At 56.8% G+C, this 18,226-nt stretch carries 18 protein-coding genes; 5 read left to right on the forward strand and 13 right to left on the reverse strand.

The genetic code is table 11. The features are described 5' to 3' along the window. Nucleotides 1–2: 2 nt before the first annotated feature. The 4 genes from ACZRMS_RS14175 to ACZRMS_RS14190 all read left to right on the forward strand — a co-directional run bounded on the left by ACZRMS_RS14175 (nt 3) and on the right by ACZRMS_RS14190 (nt 3,369). On the forward strand, nt 3–713 hold the full coding sequence (locus tag ACZRMS_RS14175) for an ABC transporter ATP-binding protein (RefSeq protein WP_463995768.1): 711 nt from the start codon (nt 3–5) through the stop codon (nt 711–713). Between the two features lies 1 nt (nt 714). Beyond that, the gene (locus ACZRMS_RS14180) at nt 715–1,980 is read left to right on the forward strand and encodes an ABC transporter permease (RefSeq protein WP_463995769.1); all 1,266 of its coding nucleotides are present in this window, start codon (nt 715–717) and stop codon (nt 1,978–1,980) included. A gap of 25 nt (nt 1,981–2,005) precedes the next feature. After that, on the forward strand, nt 2,006–2,515 hold the full coding sequence (locus ACZRMS_RS14185; RefSeq protein ID WP_463995787.1) for a DUF3299 domain-containing protein: 510 nt from the start codon (nt 2,006–2,008) through the stop codon (nt 2,513–2,515). Nucleotides 2,516–2,670: 155 nt separating this feature from the next. Continuing rightward, entirely contained in the window at nt 2,671–3,369 is a 699-nt protein-coding gene (locus ACZRMS_RS14190) for an OmpW/AlkL family protein (protein WP_463995770.1), read from the forward strand. Nucleotides 3,370–3,425: 56 nt separating this feature from the next. On the opposite strand, the gene ACZRMS_RS14195 is transcribed toward ACZRMS_RS14190, so the two are convergent. The 5 genes from ACZRMS_RS14195 to ACZRMS_RS14215 form a co-directional block, all read right to left on the reverse strand. Then, complete coding sequence (locus ACZRMS_RS14195) at nt 3,426–4,355, reverse strand: NAD-dependent epimerase/dehydratase family protein (protein WP_463995771.1); 930 nt, start codon at nt 4,353–4,355, stop codon at nt 3,426–3,428. After that, complete coding sequence (locus ACZRMS_RS14200) at nt 4,348–5,232, reverse strand: sugar nucleotide-binding protein (protein ID WP_463995772.1); 885 nt, start codon at nt 5,230–5,232, stop codon at nt 4,348–4,350. The genes ACZRMS_RS14195 and ACZRMS_RS14200 overlap by 8 nt, the downstream gene beginning before the upstream one ends. Before the next feature lie 145 nt (nt 5,233–5,377). Then, nucleotides 5,378–7,492 (reverse strand): mechanosensitive ion channel family protein, encoded by a 2,115-nt coding sequence (locus ACZRMS_RS14205; protein ID WP_463995773.1) that lies wholly within the window; start codon nt 7,490–7,492, stop codon nt 5,378–5,380. A gap of 273 nt (nt 7,493–7,765) precedes the next feature. Next, the gene (locus tag ACZRMS_RS14210; protein WP_463995774.1) at nt 7,766–8,305 is read right to left on the reverse strand and encodes a single-stranded DNA-binding protein; all 540 of its coding nucleotides are present in this window, start codon (nt 8,303–8,305) and stop codon (nt 7,766–7,768) included. Between the two features lie 9 nt (nt 8,306–8,314). Continuing rightward, nucleotides 8,315–9,706, reverse strand: coding sequence for an MFS transporter (locus ACZRMS_RS14215; RefSeq protein WP_463995775.1), 1,392 nt, complete (start codon nt 9,704–9,706; stop codon nt 8,315–8,317). 198 nt (nt 9,707–9,904) lie between these two features. Here ACZRMS_RS14215 and uvrA point away from each other — a divergent pair, with 198 nt between their 5' ends. After that, the gene (gene uvrA / locus ACZRMS_RS14220; protein WP_463995776.1) at nt 9,905–12,739 is read left to right on the forward strand and encodes an excinuclease ABC subunit UvrA; all 2,835 of its coding nucleotides are present in this window, start codon (nt 9,905–9,907) and stop codon (nt 12,737–12,739) included. Nucleotides 12,740–12,847: 108 nt separating this feature from the next. Here uvrA and bfr read toward each other — a convergent pair whose 3' ends face one another. From bfr to rpmJ, 8 genes are all read right to left on the reverse strand, one after another. Further along, nucleotides 12,848–13,312, reverse strand: a complete 465-nt coding sequence (gene bfr / locus ACZRMS_RS14225) for a bacterioferritin (protein ID WP_046810342.1) — start codon at nt 13,310–13,312, stop codon at nt 12,848–12,850. A 155-nt stretch (nt 13,313–13,467) separates the two neighbouring features. Beyond that, nucleotides 13,468–14,916, reverse strand: a complete 1,449-nt coding sequence (locus ACZRMS_RS14230) for a catalase (protein ID WP_463995777.1) — start codon at nt 14,914–14,916, stop codon at nt 13,468–13,470. Nucleotides 14,917–15,089: 173 nt separating this feature from the next. Next, nucleotides 15,090–15,476, reverse strand: a complete 387-nt coding sequence (gene rplQ / locus ACZRMS_RS14235; protein ID WP_003444357.1) for a 50S ribosomal protein L17 — start codon at nt 15,474–15,476, stop codon at nt 15,090–15,092. Nucleotides 15,477–15,518: 42 nt separating this feature from the next. Then, entirely contained in the window at nt 15,519–16,520 is a 1,002-nt protein-coding gene (locus tag ACZRMS_RS14240; protein ID WP_003176403.1) for a DNA-directed RNA polymerase subunit alpha, read from the reverse strand. 22 nt (nt 16,521–16,542) lie between these two features. Then, nucleotides 16,543–17,163, reverse strand: coding sequence for a 30S ribosomal protein S4 (gene rpsD, locus ACZRMS_RS14245; RefSeq protein ID WP_003444359.1), 621 nt, complete (start codon nt 17,161–17,163; stop codon nt 16,543–16,545). A gap of 18 nt (nt 17,164–17,181) precedes the next feature. Then, nucleotides 17,182–17,571: a 30S ribosomal protein S11 gene (gene rpsK / locus ACZRMS_RS14250; RefSeq protein WP_002555466.1), complete on the reverse strand. Its 390-nt coding sequence runs from the start codon at nt 17,569–17,571 to the stop codon at nt 17,182–17,184. A 30-nt stretch (nt 17,572–17,601) separates the two neighbouring features. Next, on the reverse strand, nt 17,602–17,958 hold the full coding sequence (rpsM, locus tag ACZRMS_RS14255; RefSeq protein WP_003444360.1) for a 30S ribosomal protein S13: 357 nt from the start codon (nt 17,956–17,958) through the stop codon (nt 17,602–17,604). Between the two features lie 129 nt (nt 17,959–18,087). Continuing rightward, on the reverse strand, nt 18,088–18,204 hold the full coding sequence (rpmJ, locus tag ACZRMS_RS14260) for a 50S ribosomal protein L36 (RefSeq protein WP_002555468.1): 117 nt from the start codon (nt 18,202–18,204) through the stop codon (nt 18,088–18,090). Between the last annotated feature and the right edge of the window lie 22 nt (nt 18,205–18,226).

Below are 18,226 nucleotides of genomic sequence, written 5' to 3' on the forward strand. Positions count from 1 at the left end.
CCATGACCCAAGCACTTATCGAACTGAGCGACCTGAGCTTCAGCTGGCCGGGGCATCCCGTGCTGCTGGATATCCCGGACTTTCGCCTGGAACCCGGCGAAACCCTGTTTCTCAAAGGCCCAAGCGGCAGCGGTAAAACCACACTTCTGGGTTTGCTCGGCGGAGTGCAGAAAGCCAACAGCGGGACAATCCGCCTATTGGGTCAAGAGTTGGGCGAACTCGGTTCTGGTGCACGCGACCGTTTTCGTGTTGATCACACCGGCTACATCTTCCAGCAGTTCAATTTGCTGCCGTTTTTGTCGGTACGCGAGAACGTTGAGCTGCCTTGCCATTTTTCCAAACTTCGCGCCAGCCGTGCCGTGCAACGTCATGGCAGTGTCGATAAGGCAGCCCAAACCCTGCTTGCGCATCTGGGTCTCAAAGACCCGGCGCTGCTGGAACGGCGCGCTGACTCACTGTCGATTGGCCAACAGCAACGCGTTGCCGCCGCCCGCGCACTGATCGGCCAGCCCGAACTGGTCATTGCCGACGAGCCAACTTCGGCGCTGGATGCCGACGCCCGCGAAGCCTTTATCCAATTGCTGTTTACTGAATGCCGCGAGGCTGGCGCCAGCCTGTTGTTTGTCAGCCACGATCAAAGCCTGGCCCCCCTGTTCGACCGCAACCTGTCGTTGTCCGAACTCAATCGCGCCGCAACCACGGCAGAGGTCTGAGATGTATCTGTTTCGTCTAGCCCTGGCCAGCCTGGCTAACCGCCGCTTTACCGCACTGCTGACCGCCTTCGCCATCGCCCTGTCCGTGTGCCTGCTGCTGGCAGTTGAACGGGTACGCACCGAAGCTCGGGCCAGTTTTGCCAGCACCATCAGCGGCACCGACTTGATCGTTGGCGCCCGTTCAGGCTCGGTCAACCTGCTGCTGTATTCGGTGTTCCGTATCGGCAATGCCACCAACAACATTCGCTGGGACAGCTTTGAGCACTTCGCCAATAACCCGAAAGTGAAATGGGCCATTCCCATGTCCCTGGGCGACTCACATCGTGGCTACCGGGTAATGGGCACGAGCGAGGCTTACTTCGAGCACTACCAGTATGGCCATCGGCAAAACCTGCAACTGGCCAGCGGCCGTGCCTTTGCAACCGATCCTTTTGAGGTGGTACTGGGTGCCGAGGTCGCCGATGCCCTGCACTACAAACTCGGCGACAAGCTGGTACTGGCCCACGGCGTAGCGGCAATCAGCCTGGTCAAACATGACGACAAGCCGTTCACCGTGGTCGGCATTCTCAAGCGCACCGGCACCCCGGTGGACCGCACGCTGCATATCAGCCTGGGCGGCATGGAAGCGATTCATATTGACTGGCACAACGGCGTACCTGCCCGCGGGACGGGGCGTATCAGCGCCGATCAGGCACGCAACATGGACCTCACGCCACAGGCCATCACCGCATTCATGCTGGGCCTGAACAGCAAGATTTCGACCTTTGCCCTGCAGCGGGAAATCAATGAATTTCGCGGCGAACCCATGATGGCGATTTTGCCGGGCGTGGCCCTGCAGGAACTCTGGAGCTTGATGAGCACCGCGGAAAAAGCCCTGTTTGTGGTGTCGCTGTTCGTGGTGCTCACCGGGTTGATCGGCATGCTCACTGCGATTCTGACCAGCCTCAATGAACGCCGGCGCGAGATGGCGATTCTGCGCTCGGTCGGCGCCCGGCCCTGGCATATCGCAACCCTGCTGGTTTTCGAGGCACTGGCGCTGGCATTGGCCGGAGTGATCGCCGGTGTTGGTTTGCTCTATGTGTGCATCGCCGTGGCCCAGGGCTATGTGCAATCGAACTACGGGTTGTATTTACCGCTGGCATGGCCAAGTGAATATGAATGGACGCTACTCGGCGGTATTCTGGCGGCCGCCCTGTTGATGGGCTGCGTGCCTGCATGGCGCGCCTACCGACAATCGCTGGCCGATGGTCTGTCCATTCGTTTATGAGCCTACGTTTATGAAAAGGTCTGCAATGTCACGCGTGCTGCTGGCGCTGTTACTGCTGGTTGCGACGCCGCTGTGGGCAGCCGAGCCAAAAGAGCTGACCTGGTCAGAAATGATCCCGCCGGACGCACCACCTGAAGCCCCGGACATGACGCCGTTGCACGACTTGTCTCAAATGGGTGACATGGAGACCGCTCCGGCGGCGAAACAGGACTTGCCCAACGCGCCGGTAGTCCCGGCGCTGGATGGCCAGCTGATTCGTTTACCGGGGTATATCGTGCCCCTTGAAGTCAGCGAAGACGGTCGTACCACGGACTTCTTGCTGGTGCCGTACTTCGGCGCCTGCATCCACGTACCACCGCCGCCGTCAAACCAGATCGTGCATGTCACCAGCAAGGAAGGGGTCAAACTCGACGAGCTGTATCAGCCGTACTGGATCGTAGGGGCGATGCAGGTCAAGGCCAGTACCAGCGAACTGGCTGATGCGGGCTATCAGATGGATGCACAGAAGATCGTGGTGTATGAATTGCCGGAGTAAACCAGAAGCTCCTTCCCTTCTCGAGGCAAGGGAGCTTCTGGTCAACTAACGAATTTTTCACAACTTCACGATTTCATTGAGCTGGGTCAACTGAGCGGGCCGGTGTGCTCATTACCATTGGTTATATAAATTTTAAATATCCCAATGGAGCTCCCATGCACAAGTCTTTGCTCAGCGCAGCCGCCCTTGCGCTCGCTGTCGTCGCCCCTCTTGCCCAGGCACACACAGAAGGCGACATCATCCTGCGCGCCGGTGCCATCACCGTAAACCCGAAAGCCGACAGCTCCAGCGTCAAGGTTGATCAGGGCCCATTGGCGGGCACCGATCTGGGTGGCAAGGCGACCATGAGCAGCGACACGCAATTGGGCCTCAACTTTGCCTACATGATCACTGACCATGTGGGTATTGAACTGCTGGCGGCCACGCCGTTTGAGCATGACGTGAAACTCAAGGGCACGGCCCTGCCTGCGGCCAATGGCAAACTGGGCAGCCTCAAGCACCTGCCGCCAACCCTGAGCGTTGTGTACTACCCGCTGGATTCCAAGTCGGTGTTCCAGCCTTACGTCGGTGCCGGTATCAACTACACCTGGATCTATGACGAACACGTCGGCAGCAGTGCCAGCGCTGCAGGCTTCGACAATTTCAAGGCTAAAAACTCGTGGGGCATGGCCTGGCAGCTGGGTGCTGACTACATGCTGACCGACAACATCATGATCAACGCCCAGGCGCGTTATATCGATATCGATACCCGCGCCACAGTGGAAAACAACGCAGTCGCTCCCGGTACTCGCGCCAAGGTCAACGTGGATGTAGACCCATGGGTTTACATGGTGGGCCTGGGTTACAAGTTCTAAGTAGCCGGCCATAAAAAAAGGCGCCTTTGAAGGCGCCTTTTTTGTGGACGGGGTTCCTAGCGGCCAAGCAGGCGCGCCAGCCCGACACTCATTGGCGTCGTTTCGCCAAGGGTGAAGCGTTGCAACAGGCGGCTGTTGTCGGCACGCGAGTGGCGGATATCGCCGGAACGGGCCGGACCGTAGGTGACCGGTGGCAGCTCACCAACAACTTCGCCCAGGGCTTCAAGCATCTGCTTGAGGGTGGTGGCCTTGTTCAGCCCCACGTTTACCGCGCCCTCTTCAGCCTGACGGGTCTCGATCGCCTGAACCAGAATCTTCACCAGATCGCCCACGTACACAAAGTCACGGGTTTGCTCGCCATCACCAAAAATGGTGATTGGCAGGCCCTTTTCAGCACGCTCACTGAAAATGCTGATCACGCCCGAGTAAGGCGAGGATGGGTCCTGACGCGGGCCAAAGATGTTGAAAAAGCGGAAAATCACCGGTTCCAGACCGTGCTGACGACGGTAGAAATCCAGGTAGTACTCACTGGACAGCTTATCGGCCGCGTAAGGCGTCAACGGCGCTTTGGGAGTGTCTTCGACAATCGACTCACCTTCGCCGTTATTGCCATAGACCGCAGCACTGGAGGCGAAGACAACGCGCTTGATGCCCGTTTCGCGCATGGCTTCGCACACGTTCAGAGTGCCGATAAAGTTGCTCTGATGAGTACGTACCGGATCGTCCACTGATGCCTGCACCGAAGCGACCGCCGCCAGGTGAACCACTGCGCTGCAACCGGCCATGGCCTTGGCCACCAGCGCGGCATCAGCCACATCACCCTCGATCAGCTCGAGTTGCGGGTTGTCCATCGGCAGGTTGCTGCGCTTGCCAGTGGACATGTCGTCGAGAATTCGTACCGCGTAGCCCTTGGCCAACAAGGCATCCACAAGATTGGAGCCAATAAATCCGGCACCGCCGGTAATTAAAACGGGAGCATCAACCATGACGATAAAACCTGTCCAGTAAAGACGGGAGCGCCGCGCGCCATGCGCGAGGCTTGATCCCGAAGGTGTGTAGAATTTTTTTGCACGCCAGCACTGCATGCTGGGGCTCTTGCGCCGCATCCGGCCGTGCGGCATGCGCTTGGGGCGTAGGGGCTTCGATTGCCAGCGGGTGCAGGTTTCGCGCCTCGGCCAGAATCGCCTGGCCCAGCGCCAGCGACGTCGTCGCTTCATGCCCGGCGTAGTGGTAAGTACCCCAGAGCGGTGCCGCACAATCCAGCTGCTTGAGCACCGAGATAATCACACGAGCGGCGTCGTCCACCGGTGTCGGGTTGCCCCGTCGGTCATCGGCCATCAACAGCTCGCCCGGCTTTTCAGCCTGGGCCAGAAAGCGCCCCAGGATGCCATCGGGGCTGTCATCCAGTAACCAGCCAAAACGCAGCAGCACGTGTTGCGGGCAAATGGCACGCACACTCTGCTCAATTCGCCACAAGGCCTGGCCGCGGGACCCAAGCGGGACAGGTTCGTCCTTTTCGCTGTAGGCAGTCGCTCGCGAACCATCGAAAACTCGATAGCTGGAAGGTTGCAGCAAAGTGATGTTGTGGTGCTGGCACAGCTCGGCCAAACGCTCGACAGAACGCTCCTGGCCGGCAAAGCGGGCCTCGCTTACTGACTGCGCCTGGAACCAGTCGAAGTAGTACGCAAGGTTGATGACAGCATCCGGACGGGTGTCATCGAGCAGTTGCGTGAGGCTCGCAGCGTCCCAACCGTCTTGCGGTGGACGTGGGGCTAGGAAATTAATGTCTTCCTCGGCACCCAGACGAATCAGCGCCTGCCCGAGGGCATTTCCGCCGCCCAATAACATAAGGCGCATTCGCATAAGGTATGCAGGCTCAGTCTATTCAGAACGGTGATATATACCAGAAAACCAACCGTGAAAGCTGTTGATCATGTTCAAGATTGCCGCATTTTGCGGGTTTCTGCCCCTCGCGTCACTGACAAACTTTGCCCCTGCACAAAAGCCATCATTGTGCCTCTGGTGGCAGGTCCGTCAACAGCACAGTAGAGCGTTTGGCCAGCGCGGGCGCTTGCGAAGCCTCCTCCGGCTCACGCACGGGCATAAGAAAGCCCTGTGGATAATGTTGCGCGAAATGGACATCCGGTGACTTATCCACAAGCTTTTTGAGCCGATCATTGAACGCACGGCTAACCGTATTCTGCGCCCCGGACAGGGTTCGGAACTGCGCGGTAATCGTCACCCCGTCGAGGTTCATGCTGTCGACACCAAAGATTGTCAGCGAGCCCTGCAAACTCAGGCTCAGCAAAGGGTCGTCACTGATCTGGTTCCCCGCCTCGCGGATCAGAACAGTGGCTTTATCCATGTCCGTATCGTAGGTGAACTGCACTGAAAAAAATGCGTAGGCAAATTGTCGGGAATGGTTGATCACCGCCTTGATCTGGCCGAATGGCACTGAGTGCACAAAGCCACGCGAGTCCCGCAGACGCAGGGTACGAATGGTCAGCCCCTCTACAGTCCCCGCGTGGGCGGAGTCGATCACCACCCAGTCGCCGACCGAGATGGTGTCTTCAACGATGATAAATAAGCCGGTAATCACATCTTGCACCAACTGCTGAGAACCAAAGCCGATTGCCAGGCCGATAACCCCGGCACCCGCCAGGAAGGGAGCAACGTTCACCCCCAGATTGGCCATGGTGGTGATAGTGCAGATCACCACCAGAACCACCTTAATGGCATTGCGCGTCAACGGCAGGATGGTTTTGATCCGCGTGCTGGGTTCGTGGGTACCACGCCGATTGGTGGTTGGCTCCAGCGCTTGCTGAATGGCCGTGTCGAGCACGACCCACGTAAACCATGTCACCAGAAAAATCAGCAGGATGTGGCCCAGTGAATCGCTGATCACCTTGCCGGTGCTGCTGTCTGAAGCAAAAGCCAGCAACGAAAAACCCCAGATTTTCGCCAGTAGCTCAATAAAGGTCACCGCCAGGGCAATCCGCAGCAATGCGTAAACCACATTGATAAGACGTTCTTTATAGGCGCCGGAGCTTTGCACTTTCGTGCGGAATGTATGGTGCAGGATCGTACTCAAAAATACCGTGCCAATCAGCAATCCGGACGTCAGCAACGCATTGCGCAATGCGCGCTCACTGCCCTCGCCCACGCCCAGCAGGTTGAGTGCCGTTGCCAGCAACATCAGCAAAAGTGGCCAGTACCAGAGCACCGAAAAAATGCGCAGTGACTCTTGCAAAGCCGGCTGCCCAAGACGCTGGGCCAAGGCCCGGTTGCGAATCAGCTGCGCGACAGGGCGACGTAGCCGGACGGCCAGGCAGGCAAAAATGATGCAAGCCACCAATCCTGAAAAAACCGAGAGACAGCTCGCAATGTTGCCGCCAATTTCCTGCGTGATTTGCGGGCTGTTCATGGCGTCACTCAAGGCCGCCAGAAAACCGACCATAAACAGCGGGCGCATGGCGTACTCGCGAATAATCCGGACTGCGCGCCGCTTGTGTCCCACCTCAAATATCGCATTCAGTGACAGCACCAGCGCCGAGCAAAACACCCCGCCGCTACTGGCATACGACAGGCTGAGCGCCAGCGAACGCCCAAGGGTGTCGTTAAGGAAACGACTGACATACAGCGTGAACAACAGGCTCACCAGTGCTGGCAACAGATAGGGCAACCCGTAGCCGATGAGTGCTTGCGCCCGCGCTCGACTGCTTATATGACGATTCTTGCCCAGGTAACTCGCCAGCCAACGCCCCGCCAGCATTAGCCCGGCGAAAGCGCCCGACCAAATAATGGACAACAGGAGAAAATCCCCCAACCCGCTCCACGAGGGATGAGTCGATGCCTGTACCACCAGCTCCCCGACTTCTTCTGCAGCCCGCTTGCTGCGCAAGTTCCAGGCACCTAACTGATGCACGCTCGAATCCAGCTGATTCTGTACCTCATCCATGCCCGCACCCAAGGCACCGAGCAAGCCACCATCGACCAGCACCGGTGGCTTACCGTTGGACTCTTCGGCTTTCATGATGGAGGCCAGCGTAGGCGCGGCCTGAAGAATACCGTTGCCTGATAACAACAGGATGAAGAGCAAAATCGCAGCTTTGAATTTGAGCAAACCCGGGGATCCTTCTGGACAAGTCTTGCGAGCAAATCGCAACGAACCGAAAAACTCGATTGGCAACTCAATGCGCATTTCCCGGTACAGCGTAGTCAATCCTCCGATGAACCCCGCACCTTCGTGCGAAAACTCTCTCATACGTGACGCAAACGAACCCTGCCACGGATCAACCTTGCCCTTGTGCCCCAAAAGTCACGGCACAAAAAAGGCCCGGCGCTGAATCAGCGGCGGGCCCTCCTGGGTGTTGCGATGCAGCTCGAAAGCTACCTGTCAGAACGGGATATCGTCATCGAAGCTGTCGAAATCCGGAGCAGGTTGCGGTGCCTGCTGTTGCGGCGCGGGACGCGACTCGCGTTGTGGTTGCTGTTGCTGCTGCTGCGGCGCAGGGCGTTGAGCCTGCTGACGCGGAGCGGACTGCTGTTGCTGGTAGTTGTTGCCACCGCCCTGGTTTTGCTGATCGCCCTGTGGACGACCGCCCAGAAGCTGCATGGTGCCTTGCATGTCGACCACGATTTCGGTGGTGTAACGCTTGATACCGTCTTTTTCCCACTCACGGGTCTGCAGCTTGCCTTCGATGTACACCTGCGAACCCTTGCGCAGGTATTCGCCGGCGATTTCGGCAACCTTGCCGAACATCGATACACGGTGCCATTCAGTCTTTTCGACTTTTTGACCGGTTTGCTTGTCAGTCCACTGTTCGCTGGTTGCCAGACTCAGGTTGGTCACGGCATTACCGTTAGGCAAGTAGCGAACTTCGGGATCCTGGCCGCACGTGCCGACCAATATAACTTTGTTAACCCCACGGGCCATAACGTTCTCCTAGGCTTCGCACGTCGGCGCTGGGTTAACCAACTGCTCGAGTGTCGCGCGATCCAATAGTTCGGTGTCCAATTTGATATAAATTGCAGCTTCCTCAGCCACAATCACTGCATCTGTAACGCCAGCAACTGCCTTCAAACGCTCGGTCAGACCTGCTTCGCGAAGCGCCTCAGGCGATAACGGCAAGCGCAGGCTGGTTACATATGGTGGTTCGCGCATGGTAACAGCAAAGGCCAGCCAGAGTGCAGCCAGACCTGCGCCTCCAAGGAACACAACCGACAAACCGCCATGCTGGAATAACCAGCCGCCGAGTATGCCGCCCAGTGCCGAACCGAGGAATTGGCTGGTGGAATAAACCCCCATTGCCGTGCCCTTGCCACCTGCCGGTGACACTTTGCTGATCAGCGAAGGCAATGACGCCTCCAGCAGGTTGAACGCGGTGAAAAACACCACAGTGCCGATCACCAATGCGCGCAAGCTGTCGCCGAACTGCCAGAAGAATAGCTCAGTGAGCATCAACGTCGCGACGGAACCGAGTAAAACTCGTTTCATTTTGCGTTTCTTTTCGCCATAGATAATGAACGGGATCATGGCGAAGAAAGAAATCAGCAGCGCGGTCAGGTACACCCACCAGTGCTGCTCTTTAGGCAGTCCGGCTTTTTCCACCAGCGCCAGCGGTAAAGCGATGAAGCTCGACATCAACATGGCATGTAGCACAAAAATGCCAAGGTCCAGACGCAGCAGGTCGGGATGGCGCAAGGTCGGCAACAGGGCCTGCCTGGCCACGCCAGACTCTCGATGCTGCAAGGTACCGGTCGAGCGCGGCACCATGAACATCACGATCACGATCCCCACCAGCGCCATTGCGCCCGTCGCCAGGAACAGCCCCGACAACCCGAAAGCACGGGTCAGCAACGGCCCCACAACCATCGCTACGGCAAACGACAATCCAATGGTCATGCCGATCATTGCCATGGCTTTGGTGCGATGCTGTTCGCGGGTGAGGTCTGAAAGCAGTGCCATGACAGCAGCAGAAATCGCACCTGCACCTTGCAGGATACGTCCGGCAATAACGCCCCAAATCGAATCGGAGTTGGCCGCCAGAACACTGCCCAAGGCGAAGACAATCAACCCCAGGTAGATCACGGGACGCCGACCGATGCGGTCGGAAATCATGCCGAACGGAATCTGGAAAAACGCCTGGGTCAGGCCATAAGCGCCAATTGCCAGACCAATCAGGGCCGGGGTCGCACCGGCGAGGTCCATCCCATAGGTTGCCAGCACCGGCAACACCATAAACATGCCTAGCATACGGAAGGCGAACACCAGGGCCAGACCGCTTGCTGCTCGGGTCTCGCTGCCACTCATGCGTTCGCTGTGGGGATCGTGCATGGAAAAACCTCATGTGAACCGGCGGCGATTCTACCAGTCCCATCGAGTAACAGCACACACACGAGAGAAGCGCGACGCTTTGTCACGCAAAAGTTATAAAGGCTGCTTGAATGACATCGTGCCATCAAGGGCCTGCACAGCTTTCGCACAGATCCGTATACTCATTCGTTTATGTTATGCCCGCCAAGCGAGGCCGCAGTGGACAAGATCCTGATACGTGGGGCACGAACCCACAACTTGAAGAACATCGACCTGACCCTGCCAAGGGACAAACTGATCGTCATCACCGGACTGTCTGGCTCCGGCAAATCATCCCTGGCGTTTGACACGTTGTATGCCGAAGGTCAGCGGCGTTATGTCGAGTCGCTGTCAGCCTATGCCCGGCAGTTCCTGTCGATGATGGAAAAGCCTGACGTCGATACCATCGAAGGCCTGTCGCCCGCGATTTCCATCGAGCAGAAATCGACCTCGCATAACCCGCGATCCACGGTCGGCACCATCACCGAAATTTACGATTACCTGCGCCTGCTGTATGCCCGCGTAGGTATCCCCCGCTGCCCGGATCACGATATCCCTCTGGAAGCCCAGACCGTCAGCCAAATGGTCGACCTGGTGCTGGCGCAGCCTGAAGGCAGCAAGCTAATGCTGCTGGCACCGGTGATTCGCGAGCGCAAGGGTGAGCATCTTTCTGTATTTGAAGAGCTGCGCGCACAGGGCTTTGTGCGGGCCCGGGTCAACGGCAAGCTCTGCGAGCTGGACGAACTGCCTAAACTCGACAAGCAGAAGAAGCACACCATTGATGTGGTGGTCGACCGCTTTAAAGTGCGTGCCGACCTGCAACAGCGCCTGGCCGAGTCATTCGAGACCGCACTGAAACTGGCCGACGGCATTGCCCTGGTCGCACCGATGGACGACGAGCCTGGCGAAGAGATGATTTTCTCCGCGCGCTTCGCCTGCCCGATTTGTGGCCACGCAATCAGCGAGCTGGAACCCAAGCTGTTTTCCTTCAACAACCCGGCTGGCGCCTGCCCGACCTGTGACGGACTGGGGGTTAAGCAGTTTTTCGACATCAAGCGCCTGGTCAATGGTGAGTTGACGCTGGCCGAAGGCGCGATACGTGGCTGGGACCGGCGCAATGTTTATTACTTCCAGATGCTCGGGGCGCTGGCCAAGCATTACGATTTCAGTCTTGAAGTGCCGTTCAGCGAGCTTGCGGCCGACAAGCAAAAGGTCATCCTGTACGGCAGCGGCACGCAAAATGTTGATTTCCGCTATCTGAATGATCGCGGTGACATCGTGAAGCGGGCGCATCCATTTGAAGGCATCGTCCCCAACCTTGAGCGCCGTTATCGCGAAACCGAGTCGGCCACGGTACGCGAGGAACTGGCCAAGTTCCTGAGCACACAGGCCTGCCCGGATTGCCGCGGCACCCGCTTGCGTCGCGAAGCCCGCCATGTGTGGGTCGGTGAAAAAACCCTGCCGGCCGTGACCAATATGCCTATTGGTGATGCCACTGAGTACTTCAGCACCCTGAGCCTGACCGGGCGTCGTGGCGAAATTGCGGACAAGATCCTCAAGGAAATTCGCGAGCGCCTGCAGTTCCTGGTGAATGTGGGGCTGGACTATCTGTCACTGGATCGCAGCGCCGACACCCTGTCTGGCGGTGAAGCCCAGCGTATTCGTCTGGCCAGCCAGATTGGCGCAGGCCTGGTGGGAGTGCTGTACATCCTCGACGAGCCCTCCATTGGCCTGCACCAGCGTGATAACGATCGCTTGCTGGGCACCCTCAAGCATCTGCGCGATATCGGCAACACGGTAATCGTGGTGGAGCACGACGAGGATGCCATTCGACTGGCCGATTATGTGGTTGATATCGGCCCCGGTGCAGGTGTGCATGGCGGCCATATCGTCGCCCAGGGCACGCCGGCCGAGGTGATGGCGCACCCTGACTCACTGACCGGCAAGTACCTGTCGGGCCGGGTGAAGATTCCTGTTCCGGCCAAGCGCACGCCACGCAACAAGAAACTGACGCTGTCGCTCAAAGGCGCACGCGGCAATAACTTGCGCAATGTGGATCTGGAAATCCCACTGGGGCTGCTGACCTGCGTGACAGGGGTTTCTGGCTCGGGCAAATCGACACTGATCAACAACACGCTCTACCCGCTCAGCGCTACGGCACTGAACGGTGCAACCACCCTCGAAGCCGCGGCCCACGACAGCATCAAAGGGCTTGAGCACCTGGACAAGGTCGTGGACATCGACCAGAGCCCGATTGGCCGTACGCCTCGCTCCAACCCTGCGACTTACACCGGGCTGTTTACTCCGATACGCGAGTTGTTTTCCGGCGTGCCCGAATCCCGCTCACGGGGCTATGGCCCGGGACGTTTCTCCTTCAACGTGAAGGGCGGACGTTGCGAAGCCTGTCAGGGCGATGGCTTGATCAAGGTAGAAATGCACTTTCTGCCGGACATCTACGTGCCTTGCGATGTGTGCAAGAGCAAGCGCTATAACCGTGAGACCCTTGAGATCAAGTACAAGGGCAAGAACATCCATGAAGTGCTGGAGATGACCATCGAAGAAGCTCGTGTGTTCTTCGATGCCGTACCTGCATTGGCGCGCAAACTGCAAACGCTGATGGATGTAGGTCTGTCGTACATCAAGCTGGGACAGTCCGCCACGACACTGTCAGGCGGAGAGGCACAACGGGTGAAGTTGTCCCGCGAACTGTCCAAGCGTGATACCGGCAAGACACTCTATATCCTCGATGAACCTACAACCGGTTTGCACTTTGCTGATATCCAGCAGTTGCTGGATGTGCTGCATCGACTGCGCGATCACGGCAATACCGTAGTGGTGATCGAGCACAACCTGGACGTGATCAAGACCGCTGACTGGTTGGTGGATCTTGGACCTGAAGGCGGCTCCAAAGGTGGGCAGATCATTGCAACCGGCACACCGGAAGAAGTGGCCGAGATGAGCCAATCCCATACCGGCTTCTATCTGAAGCCACTGCTGATACGCGACAGGGATTAAATCGCGCTACGAAAAAGCCCCTGCCATCGAGAGATAGCAGGGGCTTTTTAGTGTTCGCTGATATTCGCTCTTACCTGTGGCCACGTGACTACAGATTTCGAACCTAAATCAGAACTGAGATTGCAGGTAGTTCTGCAGACCGATGGTTTTGATCAGACCCAACTGCTTCTCGAGCCAGTAGGTGTGATCCTCTTCGGTGTCTGCCAGCTGAATACGCAGCATGTCGCGGCTCACGTAGTCTTTGTGCAACTCACACAGCGCGATGCCTTTGCACAGCGCCGCACGCACCTTGTACTCAAGGCGCAGGTCTGCAGCGAACATCTCAGGCACAGTGGTGCCCACATCCAGGTCATCCGGGCGCATGCGCGGAGTGCCTTCCAGCATCAGAATCCGGCGCATCAATGCATCAGCGTGTTGTGCCTCTTCTTCCATCTCGTGATTGATGCGTTCGTACAGCTTGGTAAATCCCCAGTCCTCGTACATGCGGGAATGGACAAAATATTGGTCACGTGCAGCCAGCTCGCCGGTGAGCAACGTGTTGAGGTAATCGATTACGTCCGGGTGCCCTTGCATTGCCGCACATCTCCCTGCTTGAAAGCCTCTAGTTTGAACCAAGCTGACTGAGAGGTCACGACTCAATCGCTATAAAATCCTGCATTTGTAGAGAAAACAGACCTAAATAACGCAAAAACCGCCCTATTGAGGGCGGTTCTGCTTCTCACTTAGACTTACTTAGCCATTACACCCAACGCTTTGGCGACACCGTCACCGTAAGCCTGATCGGCGTTGTAGAAGTGTTGCAGCTGACGCTGCACAACATCGTCCGAAACCCCGCCCATGGCGCCTGCAATGTTGTTGATCAACAGGGCCTTCTGCTCGTCATTCATCAGGCGGAACAGCGCACCGGCGTGACTGTAGTAATCGCTGTCAACGCGATGATCGTAGCGATCAGCAGCACCACTGAGAGCCAAAGGTGGCTCAGCGTACTGTGGCGCTTGTTTTGGCGCATCAGCGAAGCTGTTGGGCTCATAGTTCGGCGCAGCACCACCATTGTTGCCAAAAGCCATCGCGCCATCACGCTGATAGTTATGCACAGGCACCCGCGGTGCGTTGATAGGCAGGTGCTGGTGGTTAGTGCCTACACGGTAACGATGGGCATCCGCGTAAGCGAACACGCGGCCTTGCAGCATGCGGTCAGGAGACAGACCGACACCCGGGACCATATTGCTGGGGCCAAACGCAGCTTGCTCGACTTCGGCGAAGTAATTAAGCGGATTGCGGTTCAACTCCAGCTCACCGATTTCAATCAACGGGAACTCTTTCTGCGACCAGGTCTTGGTCACGTCAAACGGGTTTTCGTAATGAGCCGCCGCTTGCGCTTCAGTCATGATCTGCATGCAGACGCGCCATTTCGGGAAGTCACCACGCTCAATGGCACCAAACAGGTCGCGTTGAGCATAGTCCGGATCAGTACCGGCAAGACGTGCCGCTTCAGCCGGGGGAAGATTCTTGATGCCTTGCTTGGTTTTGTAGTGCCACTTGACCCAGTGACGCTCACCCGCAGCGTTGATCAGGCTATAGGTGTGGCTGCCGAAACCGTGCATATGGCGGTAGCCATCAGGAATCCCGCGATCAGAAAACAGGATCGTGACCTGGTGCAGGGACTCAGGCGAGTGCGACCAGAAATCCCACATCATCTGCGCACTTTTCAGGTTGCTTTGCGGCAGACGTTTTTGGGTGTGGATAAAATCCGGAAATTTCAGCGGGTCTCGAATAAAGAACACAGGCGTGTTATTGCCCACGATGTCCCAGTTGCCTTCTTCGGTATAAAACTTGAGTGCAAAACCACGAGGGTCGCGCTCGGTGTCTGCCGAACCGCGCTCACCACCTACTGTTGAGAAGCGTAAAAAGGTCGGAGTTTGCTTGCCGATGGTGTCAAACAGCTTGGCACTGCTGTATTGAGCCATGTCGCGGGTCAACGTAAAGGTACCGTGGGCGCCTGAGCCTTTGGCGTGCACACGACGCTCTGGAATGTTTTCGCGGTTAAAGTGCGCGAGCTTTTCAATCAGGTGAAAATCTTCGAGCAACAAGGGGCCACGAGGCCCGGCCGATCGGGAGTTCTGGTTATCAGCAACAGGTGCGCCGCTGGCGGTCGTAAGCGTTTTGGTCTGGCTCATGCTATTCCTTCCTCAGTCAGTCTTGATGCTGCCGGCTAATCGGCTGAGAGGGAGTATTGACCATGAATCTTATATGGGCAAATGCATTAATTGATCATCATCAATAGATATTACTAATAATACAGACACAAAAAACCGGGCACTAGGCCCGGTTCTTTGTAGAGACTGACGTCTTACTCAGCGGATACAGCTTCACCGCCAACTGGACGATCAACCAACTCGACGTACGCCATAGGCGCGTTGTCGCCAGCACGGAAACCGCACTTGAGGATGCGCAGGTAGCCACCCTCACGAGTTGCATAACGCTTGCCCAGATCGTTGAACAGCTTACCAACGATGGCTTTCGAACGCGTACGGTCGAAGGCCAGACGGCGGTTAGCCAGACAATCATTCTTGGCCAGAGTAATCAGCGGCTCAGCAACGCGACGCAATTCTTTGGCTTTCGGCAGAGTCGTTTTGATCAGCTCGTGCTCAAACAACGACACTGCCATGTTTTGAAACATAGCCTTGCGGTGGGAGCTAGTGCGGCTCAGGTGACGACCACTTTTACGATGACGCATGGTTCATTCCTTACCAAACACAACGTTCGGTGATTACGACGATCAGGCAGTCGCCTTGTCGTCCTTCTTAAGACTTGCAGGCGGCCAGTTGTCGAGGCGCATGCCGAGGGACAGACCACGGGAGGCCAGAACGTCCTTGATTTCAGTCAAGGATTTCTTGCCCAGGTTCGGAGTCTTCAACAGTTCTACTTCGGTACGCTGAATCAGATCACCGATGTAGTAAATGTTCTCCGCCTTAAGGCAGTTGGCCGAACGCACGGTCAGTTCCAGATCGTCAACCGGACGAAGCAGGATCGGATCGATCTCGTCTTCCTGTTCGATTACCACTGGCTCGCTGTCACCTTTGAGGTCGACGAATGCAGCCAACTGCTGTTGCAGAATGGTTGCAGCACGACGAATGGCCTCTTCAGGATCCAGTGTACCGTTGGTTTCCAGATCAATAACCAGCTTGTCCAGGTTAGTACGCTGCTCGACACGGGCGTTTTCCACCACGTATGCGATACGGCGAACCGGGCTGAACGAAGAGTCAAGCTGCAAGCGACCGATGCTGCGGCTTTCGTCTTCATCGCTCTGACGCGAGTCTGCTGGTTCATAACCACGACCACGAGCTACAGTGAGCTTCATGTTCAAGGCGCCGTTAGACGCCAGGTTGGCGATTACGTGATCGGGATTAACGATCTCGACATCATGATCCAGCTGAATATCGGCAGCGGTAACCACCCCCGAACCCTTCTTCGACAAGGTCAGCGTAACTTCGTCACGGCCGTGCAGCTTGATAGCCAGACCTTTAAGGTTCAACAGGATTTCAATTACGTCTTCCTGTACACCTTCGATGGCGCTGTACTCGTGGAGCACACCGTCAATCTCGGCCTCGACTACTGCACAGCCTGGCATTGAGGACAACAGGATGCGGCGCAGCGCGTTGCCCAGGGTGTGGCCAAAACCACGCTCGAGAGGCTCGAGTGTGATTTTAGCGCGGGTTGGACTGACAACTTGCACATCAATATGGCGAGGTGTCAGGAACTCATTTACCGAAATCTGCATGGATGCACCTATTTTCTAGCCCTTACTTGGAGTAGAGCTCGACAATCAGGCTTTCGTTGATGTCGGCGGACAGATCACTGCGAGCAGGAACGTTCTTGAAAACGCCCGACTTCTTCTCAGTGTCTACTTCTACCCATTCTACGCGGCCACGTTGGGCACACAGATCGAGAGCTTGGACAATGCGAAGCTGGTTCTTTGCTTTCTCGCGAATAGCGACCACGTCACCAGCACGAACCTGGTACGACGGAACGTTTACGGTTTGACCGTTAACGCTGATCGACTTGTGCGATACCAACTGACGAGATTCGGCACGAGTAGAACCGAAACCCATACGGTATACGACGTTATCCAGGCGGCATTCGAGCAGTTGCAACAGGTTTTCGCCAGTTGCACCTTTCTTGCCAGCAGCTTGTTTGTAGTAGCCGCTGAACTGGCGCTCGAGAACGCCGTAGATACGACGGACCTTCTGCTTTTCACGCAGTTGGGTACCGTAGTCGGATTGGCGACCGCGGCGTTGGCCGTGGATGCCTGGAGCAGCTTCAATATTGCACTTCGATTCGATAGCGCGCACACCACTCTTCAGGAAGAGATCGGTGCCTTCACGACGTGCCAGTTTGCATTTTGGACCAATGTAACGAGCCATTCTTTACAGTCTCCTGGATTACACGCGGCGCTTCTTCGGCGGACGGCACCCGTTGTGCGGGATTGGCGTCACGTCGGTGATGCTGGCGATCTTATAGCCACAGCCGTTCAAAGCACGGACAGCGGACTCACGACCTGGACCTGGACCTTTAACGTTAACGTCAAGGTTTTTCAGGCCATATTCCAGCGCAGCTTGGCCAGCACGTTCAGCAGCTACTTGAGCAGCGAACGGGGTGGACTTGCGAGAACCGCGGAAACCCGAACCACCGGAGGTAGCCCAAGAAAGCGCGTTACCCTGACGGTCGGTGATGGTCACGATTGTGTTGTTGAAAGACGCGTGGATGTGGGCGATGCCATCAACCACTGTCTTTTTGACTTTTTTACGAGGACGAGCAGCAGGTTTTGCCATGACTAGATTCCTGTCGATTCGCTGGTGCGATTACTTGCGGATCGGCTTACGCGGACCTTTGCGAGTACGCGCGTTGGTCTTGGTACGCTGACCGCGTACTGGAAGACCACGACGATGGCGCAGACCGCGGTAGCAGCCCAAATCCATCAAGCGTTTGATTTTCATGTTGACTTCACGACGCAGGTCACCTTCAGTGGTGAACTTTGCCACTTCGCCACGCAGCAACTCAATCTGCTCGTCGCTCAGATCCTTGATCTTAGCGGCTGGGTTTACCCCAGTCTCTGCGCAAATTTTCTGCGCAGTAGTGCGACCAACACCAAAGATGTAGGTCAGCGAGATAACAGTGTGCTTGTTATCTGGAATGTTAACGCCTGCAATACGGGCCATTCAGTGGGACTCCAATTGACAGCTACCTACGCCCCGGAAGCCAAGAAATAGGGCGCGAGATAATATCGCTGTAATAACAAATAATCAACCCAGCAGCGCACTAGCTGCTGGGCTTCAAACAGATCACACTCAGCCTTGGCGCTGTTTGTGACGTGGTTCCGCGCTGCAAATTACCCGAACAACACCTTCGCGGCGAATAATCTTGCAGTTACGGCACAGCTTTTTCACCGATGCACGAACTTTCATCACCAACTCCTCTCACCTTACG

Source organism: Pseudomonas sp. B424, assembly GCF_055408345.1.

What these genes read in the sequence shown, in the direction of transcription:
- ACZRMS_RS14175 (WP_463995768.1), top strand. Translation starts at nt 3, where the DNA reads ATGACCCAAGCACTTATCGAACTGAGCGACCTGAGCTTCAGCTGGCCG.
- ACZRMS_RS14180 (WP_463995769.1), top strand. Translation starts at nt 715, where the DNA reads ATGTATCTGTTTCGTCTAGCCCTGGCCAGCCTGGCTAACCGCCGCTTT.
- ACZRMS_RS14185 (WP_463995787.1), top strand. Translation starts at nt 2,006, where the DNA reads ATGTCACGCGTGCTGCTGGCGCTGTTACTGCTGGTTGCGACGCCGCTG.
- ACZRMS_RS14190 (WP_463995770.1), top strand. Translation starts at nt 2,671, where the DNA reads ATGCACAAGTCTTTGCTCAGCGCAGCCGCCCTTGCGCTCGCTGTCGTC.
- ACZRMS_RS14195 (WP_463995771.1), bottom strand. Translation starts at nt 4,355, where the DNA reads ATGGTTGATGCTCCCGTTTTAATTACCGGCGGTGCCGGATTTATTGGC.
- ACZRMS_RS14200 (WP_463995772.1), bottom strand. Translation starts at nt 5,232, where the DNA reads ATGCGAATGCGCCTTATGTTATTGGGCGGCGGAAATGCCCTCGGGCAG.
- ACZRMS_RS14210 (WP_463995774.1), bottom strand. Translation starts at nt 8,305, where the DNA reads ATGGCCCGTGGGGTTAACAAAGTTATATTGGTCGGCACGTGCGGCCAG.
- ACZRMS_RS14215 (WP_463995775.1), bottom strand. Translation starts at nt 9,706, where the DNA reads ATGCACGATCCCCACAGCGAACGCATGAGTGGCAGCGAGACCCGAGCA.
- bfr (WP_046810342.1), bottom strand. Translation starts at nt 13,312, where the DNA reads ATGCAAGGGCACCCGGACGTAATCGATTACCTCAACACGTTGCTCACC.
- ACZRMS_RS14230 (WP_463995777.1), bottom strand. Translation starts at nt 14,916, where the DNA reads ATGAGCCAGACCAAAACGCTTACGACCGCCAGCGGCGCACCTGTTGCT.
- rplQ (WP_003444357.1), bottom strand. Translation starts at nt 15,476, where the DNA reads ATGCGTCATCGTAAAAGTGGTCGTCACCTGAGCCGCACTAGCTCCCAC.
- ACZRMS_RS14240 (WP_003176403.1), bottom strand. Translation starts at nt 16,520, where the DNA reads ATGCAGATTTCGGTAAATGAGTTCCTGACACCTCGCCATATTGATGTG.
- rpsD (WP_003444359.1), bottom strand. Translation starts at nt 17,163, where the DNA reads ATGGCTCGTTACATTGGTCCAAAATGCAAACTGGCACGTCGTGAAGGC.
- rpsK (WP_002555466.1), bottom strand. Translation starts at nt 17,571, where the DNA reads ATGGCAAAACCTGCTGCTCGTCCTCGTAAAAAAGTCAAAAAGACAGTG.
- rpsM (WP_003444360.1), bottom strand. Translation starts at nt 17,958, where the DNA reads ATGGCCCGTATTGCAGGCGTTAACATTCCAGATAACAAGCACACTGTT.
- rpmJ (WP_002555468.1), bottom strand. Translation starts at nt 18,204, where the DNA reads ATGAAAGTTCGTGCATCGGTGAAAAAGCTGTGCCGTAACTGCAAGATT.